General features: G+C 56.7%; 14 protein-coding genes. 11 read left to right on the top strand and 3 right to left on the bottom strand.

Annotation, left to right across the window (positions count from 1 at the left end):
- Positions 1–78 precede the first annotated feature (78 nt).
- From rplK to rplL, 4 genes are all read left to right on the top strand, one after another.
- Positions 79–504: a 50S ribosomal protein L11 gene (gene rplK / locus SynMVIR181_RS12290; RefSeq protein ID WP_186524080.1), complete on the top strand. Its 426-nt coding sequence runs from the start codon at positions 79–81 to the stop codon at positions 502–504.
- A 76-nt stretch (positions 505–580) separates the two neighbouring features.
- A complete protein-coding gene (gene rplA, locus SynMVIR181_RS12285; protein WP_186524079.1) occupies positions 581–1,288 on the top strand; it encodes a 50S ribosomal protein L1 in 708 nt (235 codons plus the stop codon).
- A 224-nt stretch (positions 1,289–1,512) separates the two neighbouring features.
- Complete coding sequence (gene rplJ, locus SynMVIR181_RS12280; protein ID WP_186589426.1) at positions 1,513–2,040, top strand: 50S ribosomal protein L10; 528 nt, start codon at positions 1,513–1,515, stop codon at positions 2,038–2,040.
- Positions 2,041–2,089: 49 nt separating this feature from the next.
- Positions 2,090–2,476, top strand: coding sequence for a 50S ribosomal protein L7/L12 (gene rplL / locus SynMVIR181_RS12275; protein WP_186589425.1), 387 nt, complete (start codon positions 2,090–2,092; stop codon positions 2,474–2,476).
- Positions 2,477–2,756: 280 nt separating this feature from the next.
- On the opposite strand, the gene SynMVIR181_RS12270 is transcribed toward rplL, so the two are convergent.
- Positions 2,757–3,455 carry a DUF3747 domain-containing protein gene (locus SynMVIR181_RS12270; RefSeq protein WP_186589424.1) on the bottom strand — a complete coding sequence of 233 codons (699 nt, stop codon included), beginning with the start codon at positions 3,453–3,455 and terminating at the stop codon, positions 2,757–2,759.
- 62 nt (positions 3,456–3,517) lie between these two features.
- Here SynMVIR181_RS12270 and SynMVIR181_RS12265 point away from each other — a divergent pair, with 62 nt between their 5' ends.
- The 6 genes from SynMVIR181_RS12265 to SynMVIR181_RS12240 all read left to right on the top strand — a co-directional run bounded on the left by SynMVIR181_RS12265 (position 3,518) and on the right by SynMVIR181_RS12240 (position 10,238).
- On the top strand, positions 3,518–4,273 hold the full coding sequence (locus SynMVIR181_RS12265) for a ribonuclease H (RefSeq protein WP_186589423.1): 756 nt from the start codon (positions 3,518–3,520) through the stop codon (positions 4,271–4,273).
- 8 nt (positions 4,274–4,281) lie between these two features.
- Positions 4,282–5,460, top strand: a complete 1,179-nt coding sequence (locus SynMVIR181_RS12260) for a quinone-dependent dihydroorotate dehydrogenase (RefSeq protein WP_186546037.1) — start codon at positions 4,282–4,284, stop codon at positions 5,458–5,460.
- Positions 5,461–5,507: 47 nt separating this feature from the next.
- Positions 5,508–6,407, top strand: a complete 900-nt coding sequence (locus SynMVIR181_RS12255) for a hypothetical protein (protein WP_255444309.1) — start codon at positions 5,508–5,510, stop codon at positions 6,405–6,407.
- Positions 6,404–7,096, top strand: coding sequence for a PilN domain-containing protein (locus SynMVIR181_RS12250; protein WP_186589422.1), 693 nt, complete (start codon positions 6,404–6,406; stop codon positions 7,094–7,096). Before SynMVIR181_RS12255 ends, SynMVIR181_RS12250 begins: the two co-directional genes overlap by 4 nt.
- Positions 7,093–7,839 (top strand): hypothetical protein, encoded by a 747-nt coding sequence (locus tag SynMVIR181_RS12245; RefSeq protein WP_186589421.1) that lies wholly within the window; start codon positions 7,093–7,095, stop codon positions 7,837–7,839. The genes SynMVIR181_RS12250 and SynMVIR181_RS12245 overlap by 4 nt, the downstream gene beginning before the upstream one ends.
- Before the next feature lie 80 nt (positions 7,840–7,919).
- Complete coding sequence (locus SynMVIR181_RS12240) at positions 7,920–10,238, top strand: hypothetical protein (RefSeq protein ID WP_370593853.1); 2,319 nt, start codon at positions 7,920–7,922, stop codon at positions 10,236–10,238.
- Positions 10,239–10,257: 19 nt separating this feature from the next.
- Here SynMVIR181_RS12240 and SynMVIR181_RS12235 read toward each other — a convergent pair whose 3' ends face one another.
- Entirely contained in the window at positions 10,258–11,181 is a 924-nt protein-coding gene (locus SynMVIR181_RS12235) for a pentapeptide repeat-containing protein (protein ID WP_370593852.1), read from the bottom strand.
- Between SynMVIR181_RS12235 and cobD the strand changes: the two genes are divergently transcribed.
- Entirely contained in the window at positions 11,174–12,295 is a 1,122-nt protein-coding gene (cobD, locus tag SynMVIR181_RS12230) for a threonine-phosphate decarboxylase CobD (protein ID WP_186589420.1), read from the top strand. The genes SynMVIR181_RS12235 and cobD overlap by 8 nt on opposite strands.
- Here cobD and SynMVIR181_RS12225 read toward each other — a convergent pair.
- On the bottom strand, positions 12,247–13,332 hold the full coding sequence (locus tag SynMVIR181_RS12225) for a glycosyltransferase (RefSeq protein WP_186589419.1): 1,086 nt from the start codon (positions 13,330–13,332) through the stop codon (positions 12,247–12,249). The two genes, cobD and SynMVIR181_RS12225, sit on opposite strands and share 49 nt — an antisense overlap.
- Positions 13,333–13,373: the final 41 nt, after the last annotated feature.

Genomic DNA, 13,373 nt, shown 5'->3' with positions numbered 1-13,373 from the left:
GGCCTTAGAGATGGTTCGCCATTTCGCCGCACCGCCCTCCGGGGTCGGTGATCCGCAGATGTTTAACTCCGCTTGCCGATGGCCAAGAAAGTCGTAGCTGTGATCAAGCTGGCCCTTCAGGCCGGCAAAGCCAACCCCGCACCGCCGGTGGGTCCTGCCCTCGGTCAGCACGGGGTCAACATCATGGCGTTCTGCAAGGAGTACAACGCTCGCACCCAGGACAAGGCCGGATATGTGATTCCGGTTGAAATTTCGGTTTTCGAAGACCGCAGTTTCACCTTCATCACCAAAACTCCGCCTGCCTCGGTTCTGATTACCAAGGCCGCTGGAATTCAAAAGGGTTCCGGTGAGTCCGCTAAGGGCAGTGTTGGCTCCATCAATCGCTCCCAACTTGAGGAGATTGCCAAGACCAAGCTTCCCGACCTCAACTGCTCCAGCGTTGAGTCGGCCATGCGCATCATTGAAGGCACCGCCCGCAACATGGGTGTTGCCGTTAGCGACTGAACGCATTGCGTTCGTTGTTTGTTCCGTTCACTGATTTCGGGGGAGGCCTCAGTGCCGCTTGAACCCCACACCTGACATGCCAAAACTTTCCAAACGCCTGGCCAGCCTCGTTACCAAAATCGAGGACCGTGCCTATCAGCCTCTTGAAGCCATTCAGTTGGTGAAAGAGAACGCCAACGCCAAATTTGACGAAACCATGGAGGCGCATGTGCGCCTTGGTATCGATCCCAAATACACCGACCAGCAACTGCGGACGACGGTTGCGCTTCCTCAGGGAACGGGTCAGACCGTTCGTATCGCGGTGATCACCCGCGGTGAAAAAGTTGCTGAGGCCAAGGCCGCCGGCGCTGAACTTTCTGGTGATGAGGACCTTGTTGAGGCCATCTCCAAGGGCGAAATGAATTTCGACCTTCTGATCGCGACCCCGGACATGATGCCGAAGGTGGCCAAATTGGGTCGTGTTCTTGGTCCACGGGGCTTGATGCCTAATCCCAAAGCCGGAACGGTTACCACCGATTTGGCTGGAGCGATTCAGGAATTCAAGGCAGGCAAGCTTGAATTCCGTGCTGATCGCACCGGAATTGTCCACGTCCGCTTTGGCAAAGCAAGTTTCACGGCTGAGGCCTTGTTGGAAAACCTCAAGACCTTGCAGGAAACCATTGATCGCAACAAGCCCAGTGGCGCTAAAGGTCGTTACTGGAAAAGTTTGTATGTCACATCCACGATGGGACCTTCTGTCGAAGTTGATATCGCTTTGCTGCAGGACATCGAGCAGGAAGCTTGAACACAGTGATGTAAATTTGTGGACTGGCAATAGCCAGTCCACGGGCACGCGCCCGGCCTAAGACAGCAGGTTGTTCCATCTCAACAGCGTTGAGCATGTTTCATAAGCCCTGCCGAGGAAAATGCGACGATTTTTTCCCATTGGGTTGGATCGACACGCGGCCTCGTCTCCCTCGGGAGCACTGAACGTCCGCGTGTCCAGCTTGTTCCTCCGATCTAATCCCTATGGGCCGCACTCTGGAGAGCAAGCAACAGATCGTCGAGGAGCTTAAACAGCTTCTTGGCGAGGCCGAAATGGCACTGGTCCTGGATTATCAGGGCCTCTCCATCAAGGAAATGTCTGATTTGCGGACTCGTCTGCAGGCCAGCAACGGCGTTTGCAAGGTGACTAAAAACACCTTGATGCGTCGTGCCATTGATGGCGACAGTGTCTGGTCAAGCCTCGACTCTCTTCTGAGTGGCACCAACGCTTTCATCCTCATTAAGGGTGATGTTGGCGGTGCTTGTAAAGCTGTTCAAGCTTTCCAGAAAGAGACGAAAAAATCCGAGACTAAGGGCGGCCTTTTTGAAGGCAAGCTTCTGTCTCAGGATGAGATCAAAGCTATTGGGGAACTTCCTTCCAAGGAAGCACTCATGGCCCAGATCGCAGGCGCCATCAACGCAGTTACCACCAAGGTTGCTGTGGGTGTCAACGAGGTTCCATCCGGTCTTGCAAGAGCGCTCAAGCAGCACGCCGATAGCGGCGAAAGCTGAACGTCTTCGACCTCACTTTTTTTTCCTGATCTGTTGCTGATTCCCAATCATGTCTGCAAAAACCGACGAAATTCTTGAATCACTGAAAAAGCTCTCATTGCTTGAAGCTTCCGAGCTTGTCAAGCAAATCGAGGACGCTTTTGGTGTGTCTGCTGCTGCATCTGCTGGTGTAGTGATGGCTGCTCCTGGCGCTGCCGGTGGTGGTGAAGCGGCTGAAGAGAAGACCGAATTTGATGTTGTGCTGGAAAGCTTTGATGCTGCCGCCAAGATCAAAGTGCTCAAGGCTGTTCGCGAAGCCACAGGTCTCGGCCTGGGCGATGCAAAGGCCATGGTCGAGGCTGCTCCAAAGGCCATCAAGGAAGGTGTCTCCAAGGATGACGCTGAAGCCTTGAAAAAGGCCATCGAAGAGGTGGGTGGCAAGGTCACCATCAAGTGATCTATTGGAGCCCCTGCTTTTAAGCATCAGCGCTCCACTCAATCGATTCTCCCGAGCCGGTTTTTTAAGCCGGCTTTTTTATGGCGTAACGCGGGCTGCTGTTCGCCAATAAAAAAACCCTGCCAAAGGCAAGGCTTTTTAAGAACAACGCATTCAGGAGTCTTTCCTTGTTTCGACCCTGAAGAGGCGTACAGCACTCCTCACAGCATGAACCTAGGCAGAATTGCTTGGCTGGGGTGATTGCAGGATGTCGCTCATCCAACTGTCCTCAATGCTTTGTTCAGGGGCGGAATGGAATGACTTCGAGCGGGATGGGCCCTTTGCCGGCATACGAGGATGGTGGTCTTGGTGCCCTCGGCAATCCGGCCACTGTCGACATCCGCACCGAAGGGCTGGGACGCTTTGAGGCCTTCGCTATTAATTGATTTAACGAGTCACTGTTGGCGAAATACACGTGGCTCAGGGTTCGCCCTTGATAGGCCCGACGCTCAAGTTGCCAACCCGGCTCCAGTTTGAGCTTGACGAAAGCATTTTTGTTGCGTCTGGCTTGTCTGGCCGTGGCCACCACAACGGCTGTGTTGCGGTTGGGGTCTAATGCGTGAAGCTCGAGTCCATTGCGCCCTTGCCGAAGCCGTAAGCGAACGGATTTTTTTGTGTCTTCTCCTGCTGTACGCAGTGAGTAGCCATTGCTGTCGAGATATCGGCTGCAAATGCCTGTGAAATCAAAGCTGTTCAGCGATGGTTCAACCAATCCATCGGCTTGATCTTTCCAACAAAGTGGACGGGCTTTGATCTGCTCAAGGACCAAGAGTTTCCAACCGTCTCGGCCAACGGCGCGGGCCAGGATCGCAAACTGGTCTTGCTTGAGGGGCTTGCTGTCAAACAGCGAACGAGTCCACCCAGGCAGCGCAGAGGAACTGGCCGCCAACATCACTGCTGTTCCGCTCAGAAGGAGCCGCCGGAGGTAGGTTCGCCGCATAAACGGGGGCTCCAAATTGGAGAACAACGACCTGTTGTACCGAACATCCGGTGGTGGAATCAATGGCTGATGGACCTGATGGACGTGGTCGCGTCGTGGCTGCAGCCACCGATGGTGCCTGTAGTGGTAATCCAGGCCCAGGCGGTTGGGGTGCGTTGATTCGTTTCGAGGACGGCAGCGTGGAGGAATTTGGCGGTGCGGATCCTGCCACGACCAACAACCGTATGGAGTTACAGGCGGCGCTTGCCACCTTGCAACGCTTGGCTGAATTGCCCCTTCATCCGGATCTCACCCTGCGCACCGACAGCAAATATTTGATCGACGGACTCGGCAGTTGGATGCCCGGTTGGAAGCGCAAGGGCTGGCGCACTGCGGCAGGCAAGCCAGTGCTCAATCAGGACCTTTGGCAGGCGCTGGATCAGGCTCGGCTTGCTGAGGTGCCGCTCAGCTATGTGAAAGGTCACAGCGGAGACCCGGACAACGACCGGGTGGATCAAATTGCTGTGGCCTACTCCAAAGGACGGAAGCAAACGCCTCCAGCTTCAGCTGCCCAACGTTCAGCTTCTCAACCTGAGCTCGTGGTGGATGCCGCACCGGTGTCCCTGCAGAAGCTCCTCACACGCATGGAATTGGCTGATCGCTTGGCATCCGGAGGGTATGCGTTATCGGCTGTGGAGTTGGCTCAGTTGGTGGAGCAGCCCCTCAATCGTCTGGCAGAACGACAAGGTTCTTGGCGATGGCGTGACTGGCTGGTGGAGCCTGTAGAGACTGATCGTTGGCGGTTGCGACGCGATCCGTCAGGATCGAAACAGACCTAGGAGCCCAGATGGCTGATGCGTCATCCCCCGGGGTGTTATCCACCGCTGGTTTTTATCGGCGCTGGTTGGGTCCGCAATTGTCCCGGGATGATGGGGTGGATGCCGAACAGCTCAGCCAAACGGCGTTGCAGGCTCTCGCTCAGGTGAGCTTGCGCCGTCGTTGGCCTGGGATCTCCTCCGTGCTGGATGGTGTGACCACGGAGCTTCAACGTCGGGATCTGCGACTTGAGCAAGTTTTGTTTGGCTGTCGATTCAGCAATCCAGTGGGTTTGGCGGCGGGGTTCGATAAAAACGGAGTTGCCGCTGGGGTGTGGGATTGCTTTGGGTTCGGATTTGCCGAAGTGGGCACCGTCACTTGGCATGGTCAACCAGGCAACCCCAGGCCCCGTCTGTTTCGTTTAGCCGCGGAACGGGCTGCTCTTAATCGCATGGGGTTCAACAACAACGGTGCTGAGGCGATGCAACGCACCCTTGAGCGGCAGGCGTTGCCGGCGCCAGGTCATCGCCCAGCGGTGCTTGGGATCAATTTTGGGAAGTCGAAACTCACGCCTCTGGACCAGGCCCCTGATGACTACGCCGCGTCATTGGAATGTCTTGCGCCCATGGCGGACTACGCCGTGATCAATGTGAGCTCTCCCAATACTCCTGGCTTGCGAGATCTGCAGGATTCAACGCAATTGCGTCGTTTGGTTGAGCGCTTGCGTCGGCTGCCAGCTTGCCCGCCCCTGCTGGTGAAGATCGCGCCGGATCTTGAAGATGATGCCATTGATGGCATCGCTCGATTGGCCTACGAGGAGGGCTTGGCTGGCGTCATCGCTGTCAATACCAGTCTGGATCGACTGGGCTTGGGACAGCGGCTCATCGTGCAGACCGGCCGAACCCTTGCGGAAGAGGCGGGTGGCCTCAGCGGTGACCCTCTGCGCCATCGCGCTGTAGAGGTGATTCGGCGACTGCGTGCCAGCGCCGGTCCGGCTTTGCCGTTGATTGGAGTGGGGGGAATCTCATCGGCCGAGGCGGCCTGGGAACGCATTGCTGCTGGCGCTTCTCTCGTGCAGCTCTACACCGGTTGGATTTTTGAAGGTCCCGATTTGGTTCCGCGCATCCTGGAGGGTTTGATCAGCCAGCTCGATCTCCATGGCTTTCGCCATCTGAGTGAGGCGATCGGAAGCGGCGCGCCCTGGAAGTAGTCGATACGCTTCCTGCACATCCTTTATGACGCATCGAGGAGCAGAACTTGGAGCTGGCTGATCTGCGTGATCGCTTCCCTGCCCTCGATGGCCTGCTGGTTCAGATCACCGGCTTGCTCACTCGGCGGCGAGTGGTTCTTGCTGCTTCTGATCGTGTTCTGAGTTTGGCGTGGTGGGAACAGGGTGAGCAGCGCATCATCACTACCGATCTTCCTCCGGATCTTTGTCAGGGAGGGGTGCCGCTTCAACGCGAGGTGCTGGCTGAGATGGTTGCGGATCTGCTGATCGAACAGGGCATTTCCTCTGTGTCTGTGGAGTTGGAACTGTTGCTGCCTCTGCCGATTTGCGACTGGCGATTGTTGGAGGGTGCTGCTGGTCTGGGTGATGCCACTTCCCTGCGAGCGCTTGCGCCCGAGATGACCTGGCCGCTGCAATGGCAGGAGTCCTATGTCGCATTGACCGCATTGACCGACAGGCATATGGCGATTGTTGTGGGCGCTGATCGGTTGATCCTGCAGGCCTGGATCGATACGGTGGCGTCAGCAGATCTCAATCTCTGCCAAGCGGAGTGGCTTTTGGTTGCTGCTTGGCGAGCCCTGCAGGCTCTCAACGCATCACTTGAGGGAGAGTGGGTTTGGTTAATTGAGTCCGAAGGGATTTGGCGTCTTGTGTTGCTGCGCGAGGGACTGCCTGAACTGGATGTTGCCTTGAAAGCCACGCAGCTCCCATCTGTCAGAGATGAGGTGTTGTTCCTTCTCGATGCATGGGACCAGAAACAACGGCAGATCGGTGTTAGGCGCAGCTGGTGGATTACAGCGGGGCCAAGCTGGAAGGGACGTTGGCAGGAAGGTCATGGTGCGGGTCTCCATGGCCCGCTTGTTTCCGATGGTGAGATGTCACTGCTTCAGTTGGCCTTGAGGGCTCCTCCCGCGGAGAACAAGTCGTGAGGAAGCATGTAGAAGCGCCCGTTGATTTGCTCCGAGAGCGGCGCATCGAGTTGGGCTTGCCTGCTCAGCCCGACCCGTATGTTCCTGCCCGACTTTTGCTCAGGCGGGGTGCATTGCTGGGTGGGGCTGCTCTTTTAATAAGCCTTGTCTTGACAGCTGTCTTGAACTGGCGGGGGCAGCAGCAGCAGCAGCAGTTGGAGTCGCTGGCGCCGTTGGCACAACGGCTCACAGCGGCAGAAGCCCAGATGAGGCGGCTAAGAACGAAGAGCGCTGCGGTGAACAAGGAGACCATCAGGATTGCGCAACAGCTGGTGGCTTTTCCCGGCGGATCTCCCCTGTTGGAGCAGCTCCGACGCGTAACGCCTGTTGGCGTTCAATTGCAGGAGTTGTCGGTTGGTGAAGCGCAAATTCAACTATCTGGTCGGGTGCAGATCGGAGACAATCCAGGGCCTCTGGAACGCATCAATGCCTTTGCGCTCTCCCTGTCTCAACTTCCCATTACCCGAGAACAGGGCGTCAAGGTGATGAAGATCACCAGGGAGGACGGGGATGATCCTGCTGTGACTTTCAGCATGGAGTGGGCGCTCAATCCGAAGGTGCGCTTATCTCTGGTCCAACTTCAGGAGCTGGGAGCCATCGGCCTGGCAGAGCGCTACCGCCTGATCGAACAGCGTGGGGTGAAGTTATGACGAACTTGAGTGGAACAGGCAGCCCTTGGCAGCACTCCTTCACCCGTCAGCGGGTGTTGGTCGGCACCCCACTCCTCGTAGGTGTGCTGATCGGTGCTGGTGTGTTTGCGATTGCCGGACTTCCCCATTGGCTGGCATCAGGGGAACGGACGCGTCGAATCGCTGAGCTCAAAGTGCAGCAGCAGTCTCTGCCGTTGATCGAAGCTCGGGCGAAGCAAGAGCAGCAAAAGCTTGTGGCGGCCGAGCAACAGCAAGATTTGGTGGTGAATTTGGTGGCGGGCCGCGGCCAGATCGAGACCTTCCTCACTCAGTTGAGTCGTACGGCGGCGGAGACGGGTGTGGTGATCGAACGCTACGAGCCCGCTGCAGCAGCTCCTGGTGTGACGGATCCTCCCGAGCAGGGAACCAACAATCAGGAGGAAGAAGGTGAGGGCAAGGCCCAAGCCCCTCCAGACATGAAGGGATATGAGAAAACGGCGGTGCTGCTGCAAGTGAGTGGCCCCTATGTGGGAGTGCTGCAGTTCTTGCGCGCTATGGAGAAACTGGAACTCCTGGTGCAGCCCAGTGATCTAGAGCTCAAGGCCGTCCCGCCAGAGACCAACGCCGACGCGGCCCCTGCGGGCCCACCGCTGACCGAGCTCAAGCTCAGGTTGAGCTTTTTTGACAAGACAACTAAGGGGGATCAAGACGCCAAAGAACCGATTGAATCCGCTCCTCAGTCCAGGGTCAGGGCACCATCCTGATCGTCCAAATGCTGTGTTTTGGGGCTAGCTCCTAAGGGTTTCGCTCGATACCATCCGCTCACAGTGTTTGTGAATCAGGCGTGGGCATCCCCTCGAGACCCTCCCGGCTGATTCCATTGGCGTTGATTGGCAGCCTTGCCCTCGCTGAATGCGACGTGGTGTTTGGGCTTGGAGGGGCTGGGGCGATCAGAGCTCAGAGCCAGGGCTCCATGAACTTGCGCTTGCGCCGCGGCAACGCAGGCGTGGAACTTGTGATTGAAGGAGTTGGAGCGCAGCCTCAGCTTCAGCAGCGCATGAATGGGCAAGTTTGGGAAGGGAGTTTGCAGACTCGGGGTGCGCCCGGGGTGCGCAATGGTCAGGTGCGGCTCACCGATCCAGTTACTGGAATTCAGTCCGCCACGTTGGTTGGTAGCGGAAGCTCCTACGCGTTGAAGGTCACGCCTAGTCCTGGCCGTCCTTTGAAAGATCCTGTGGTCAGTGCCGATGGTCGGGATCTCATTCTCCAGTTTTCAGGTTTAGGCGTTGCTCCCACCTTGCAAACAGGTCGCCTCAATCTGAACACGCCAGGGCGTGTCCCCCAAGCCCAGTACGCCCCTCCCTTGCGTCCTCGCGCCGTTGCCCCGCCATTAGGTGATATGGCAGTGGGAACCATGGTGTTGCAGAACCGCAGTTACGTGAATGTGAGCGGGCCGCCGGTAACCCTCACGCTTAATAATGCGCCAGCAAAAGATGCCTTGATGGCTTTGGCAAGGCTTGGTGGTTATGGCTTTGTCTATGTATCAGATAGTGCTGAGTCTGGTCGTGATCCCGATGCGGTATCAACTGCCAATTCGGTGTCAATAGCGTTTCAAAATGAGACTTACTCCAGAGCCTTGAACGGAGTGTTGTTGGCAGCTGGACTTCAGGGAAAGCTGGATGGCAAAACCCTACTGGTTGGTTCTGCGGTCTCAGCAAAGACCTTCGGGCCTCAAGTCTCAAAGGTGTACCGACTGAACCAGGCGAGCGCGGCCTCCGCTGCTGATTATCTGGCAAGTTTGGGAGCTTCAATTAGCAAAGTGAATACCACTCGGCTGACATCTCAAGAAACAGCATCAACTGGAACGCCAGCTAACAGCACAGCCAACGTTACGGCTAGCACGTCAACGCTTACAAGCGTTGAAACATATGGATCAGCAATGGGGCCTTTAAGAGGGCTTTCTGGAACCACTGATTCTCGTTTGCAGGCGATTACTCTTGTAGGTGATTCAAGGCTTGTTGCTGTTGGTGAAAGCTACCTCAAGCAAATTGATCTCCGTCAAAGGCAGGTTGCGCTATCAGTTCAGATCCTTGATATTAATTTGGACAATGATTCTCAAATCTCTAATAGCTTTGCTTTCCGCTCTGGAAATGCATTTATTGTGAGTCAAAGTGGACAATTGCTTGCTAATTATGGTGCCTACAAGCCTCCAGGAAGTCCTGAGGGTGGCTTGCCAGGGACCTATGCAGGAGCTGCTGACACCACCCCCGTCTCAGGGACTGGATCTCTAAGCGGTGGCGAGCCGTTTAAGGATGAGCCTCAAGCATCCTTCCCTCTTCCTGGATCATCTACGACCATTAATGGAGTGCCTCTTGGTCCATACCGACCTGATTTTGGAACGTATGATAATCCTCTCCAGCCAGGTATTACTGAGAGTGATGACGGGAAAACTTCTTTAAGTTCTCCCACCCGCTTCCGTTATCCAGAGGATCAATTTTTTGATTTCTTAAGGGCCAGCATTACATCAAGTTCTACTAAAGTTTTGGCTAATCCTACTTTGATTCTTCAAGAGGGAGATGAGAAGTCCGTTGGCAGTGACTCTGGGAAAATCTCTGCAGATGGAAAGATTGGAAGAGAGAAAAGTAATGAAGCCCTTGTTTCTGTGGGCAGCCGACTTATTACTGGATACAGCGTAAAACAGGATGTGAATGGAAATTCATTCTGTGAGCCGACTTTCGACAACGCAGGGCTGACTTTTGGAGCAAGAGTGGAGAAAATTGATGATAATGGATTTGTTTCTTTTTCTCTCTCTCCAGAGATATCGGTCGCTATTGGTTCGCAGCCTGCAGGAAACTGTGGCAACGTAGACATAATTAATAGTCGTACTCTTGATACCGGACGCGTTCGTGTGCGTGATGGCCAAACTCTTGTGCTTACAGGTGTCATTTCTGATACTGACGTTCAAGCAGTCAGTAAGTGGCCGATCCTTGGCGACTTGCCCTTGATCGGTCAATTCTTCCGTTCTTCTACAGGGGATAGAAGTAAGCGTGAGTTGGTCATTCTGGTTACTCCACGAATCATGAATGATCGACAAGGTGGTCGCTTTGGCTATGGATATAAGCCGAGTCTTCCTGCTGCTAAGCAAGTAATGAGCGGATTCTGATTGAATTCGGCTTGTAAATTTAAATTCCCAATCCAAGTGGAATCAGAGCTTTCGCTGCCAATGGGGCAAGCATCCTGAGGCCGCTGATCGTGCCTTGAAGAAGTTGGTTGCCTACGCCATTCCCAGATTGTTTTTTGTTTTGTTGGTAGCGGCGTGAGCCGATTGAGTCCGAAGCTTGATTGAGTTGTTCTGCCCAATCCTTGGCTCCTTGTTGTTCAAAAAGCAAAGCGGCATAACCGAAGTCTTGACTTGCTAGATCATCTTTTGCTTGTTCACTGCGACTGATCCCTCGAGCAACCCAGCTCAATGGTTCCTCTGGTGAACGAAGAATTGCGGCGCCAAATAGTTGTTCAGCCTGAGACCAACGACCTGATTGAGAAGCCTCCACGCCGGCATTGTGTAGAGCGGCATGGCTTTGAATGCCTTTGGTAATGCCCTTAGATCCTTGCCAATGTGCCTCCTCCAAAGCATTGGGGCTCAGGCGAGCGCCACTGAGATCGGCATCGCGCAGGTCGGTGCCATGCAGGACGCTGCCTTCGAGATTGGCTCCACGGAGGGAAGCCCCACGCAAGCTGGTGAAACTGAGATTGGCTCCGCGCAAGTCAGCCCCATCCAATTTGGCTTCGCCGAGATTGGCTCGTTGCAAGCGCGCATCGCGTAGATCGGCATCGCGAAGATCGGCATGCACAAGGTCGGCATCGGCTAGGCGGCAGTTGCGGCACTCGCCGTCCTGGAGCACCTTGATGAGGTCATCCATGCTTTCCGCTTGCATGGGGCTGGCGATCAGCCATAACCCCAGCAAGGGCATCCAGCGAGACGGCTTCAACACGTGGGCTTGCTTGGTTGTAAAAGCGTTGTATCGGTCTTCTTGGTCTGCGTCGACCTTGGCTCCGAGAGGAGTCGGGGCAGGATGGGGGAATCCAGCACCAGTCGGCGTGAGCAACGGCCTTCCTCCCCATGGAGGCAATCTCAGCCAGGAAGCCCGGCGGCTGGGGATGAAGCCCTCCCAGTTGCTGGATGCCAGCGCTTCGTTGGTGCCATTTCGTCCGCCTCGCGCGCTGCGTAGAGCTCTTGCTGCCGCCATTCACGGCCCATCCCTGCGTGATTATCCCGACCGCGCTCAGGCTGATTTGCGCTCTGCGATCGCCTCATGGCATGGGCTAGATCCTGAGCAGGTGCTCGCAGGGAATGGGGCCGCGGAATTGTTCACCTGGGCAGCTCGTGATGCGACCGCCACCGGTCGTAATGCTGTGCCGCAGCCCGGTTTTGCTGACTATTCCCGCGCTTTGGCCTGTTGGGGTGGCGTGATCGAGGAGCTGCCCTTGCCTTTGGTGTGGGGCGATGGCTGGCCGCAACCCTTTCCGCTGGCCTCGCTCAAGGCAACGACTGATGTGGTGTGGATCACCAATCCCCATAACCCCACCGGTCAGCTTTGGAGCCGTGCTTCGTTGGAACCCTTGCTGGCTCAATACGCGCTGGTGATCTGTGATGAGGCCTTCCTGCCCCTGGTGCCAGGGGGGGAAGATCAGTCGCTACTGCCTTTGGTGGAAGATCACCCCAATCTTGTGGTGATCCGCAGTCTTACGAAATTGTTTGCGATTGCGGGTTTGCGGCTTGGCTATGCCGTGGCGGCACCCGATCGTCTGCAGCGATGGCATGGATGGAGAGATCCCTGGCCTGTGAATGGCTTGGCGATTGCGGCTGGAGTAGCTGTGATGAACGACCCAGTTGGCTTGCAGCGTTGGCAAGGGCGCGTTCAGCAGTGGGTGCAACAGGAAGGCACCTGGCTTCGGGCCCAACTTGATGCCATCCCTGGATTCCAGACCTACCCCTCGGCGGCTAATTATTTGCTGATCCAAGGTGAGCAGTCCTTGCTGGAGCTGCGCGAGCAGCTAGCGCGTCAGGGCGTTTTGCTTCGGGATTGCCGTTCTTTCCAAGGGTTGGGGGAGCGATGGTTGCGCATTGGTTTGCAAGACCGAAGAGGGAATCAACGCATTCTTCGCGCGCTTCAGCGCGCTTCAGCCACCAGGTCTTCGAGCAGGGTCACGAGTTTTTGATCCGCATCCTCTACGCCAAGCTCGCGCATGGCCTGCCCCATCTCGGGCAGTGGGTTAGCGCCTGAATCGCCTCCTTGAAGTCTGGATCCGAGCAGGCGCCAAACCGTGTCGCGAAGAGTCGTCTCGCTCGGGTCGTGCTGATGCACGATCACGGCAGCAGCGACGGCGGCGGCACACACAGCGTTGGCGTCTTGATGGCGATCGGCGGCTTGGGGGAAGGGCACCAGCACGGTGGGTGTTCCGCTCACAGCAAGTTCGCTCAAGCTGCCGGCACCGGCTCTGCTGATGGCGAGGTCGGCGTGTTGGAGCAGGGCTGGAATCTCATCGCTGAACGCTCGCTCCACCAGCAAGGGGTGTGCGATGCAACCCACATCAGGGTCGTTGCTGCCGGTGAGATGCACGACGCGGCAGCCGCTATTGAGTAGGGAGGGAAAGATCACGCGCGTCATCCGATTCAGCCCCAGAGCGCCTTGGCTTCCGCCGATCACCACAAGCAGGGGGCCGTTGCCCGGAGGAACCCACGTCGGAAGGGCGTGTTGCTGGAGAAAAGCAGCTCGCACCGGGGTGCCAGTCACCACCGCACGGCAGCCGGGGATGCGTGGTGCGGCAGCTTCAAGCCCAACAGCAACGCGGGTGCAAAAGCGTCCTAGCAAGCGTGTCACCCGGCCGGGAATGGCATTGGATTCATGCAGCACCACGGGGATGCCGCACCACCGTGCCGCCAGGATTGCTGGTGCAGCGATGTATCCGCCTGTGGTGAAGACAGCATCGATGCGTTCACTTTGGATCAGGCGGCGGATGCCGCCGCTGGCGGCCAGCAATTGGATCAGTTGGATGAGTTTGCGCAGTCCGCGACCTTGCAATCCACCGGCTTTCACCGTGGTGAGGGGATAACGCTCTGGAACAAGGCTTGTCTCCAGGCGGTCGGGAACGCCCACCCAGCGCACGCTCCATGGCTCCGGCAGGGCATCAGCAACGGAGAGGGCTGGAAACAAGTGCCCGCCGGTGCCGCTGGCAGCAATCAGAAGCCGTGGCATGAGCGCGAGCGGGATGAGAAAGAGCGCCCTAACTTAGTTGG

The sequence above is a fragment of the Synechococcus sp. MVIR-18-1 genome (assembly GCF_014279835.1).
GTDB lineage: Bacteria > Cyanobacteriota > Cyanobacteriia > PCC-6307 > Cyanobiaceae > Synechococcus_C.
The sequence above is the reverse complement of the archived record's forward strand: the minus strand, read 5'-3'. Positions and strand labels throughout refer to the sequence as shown.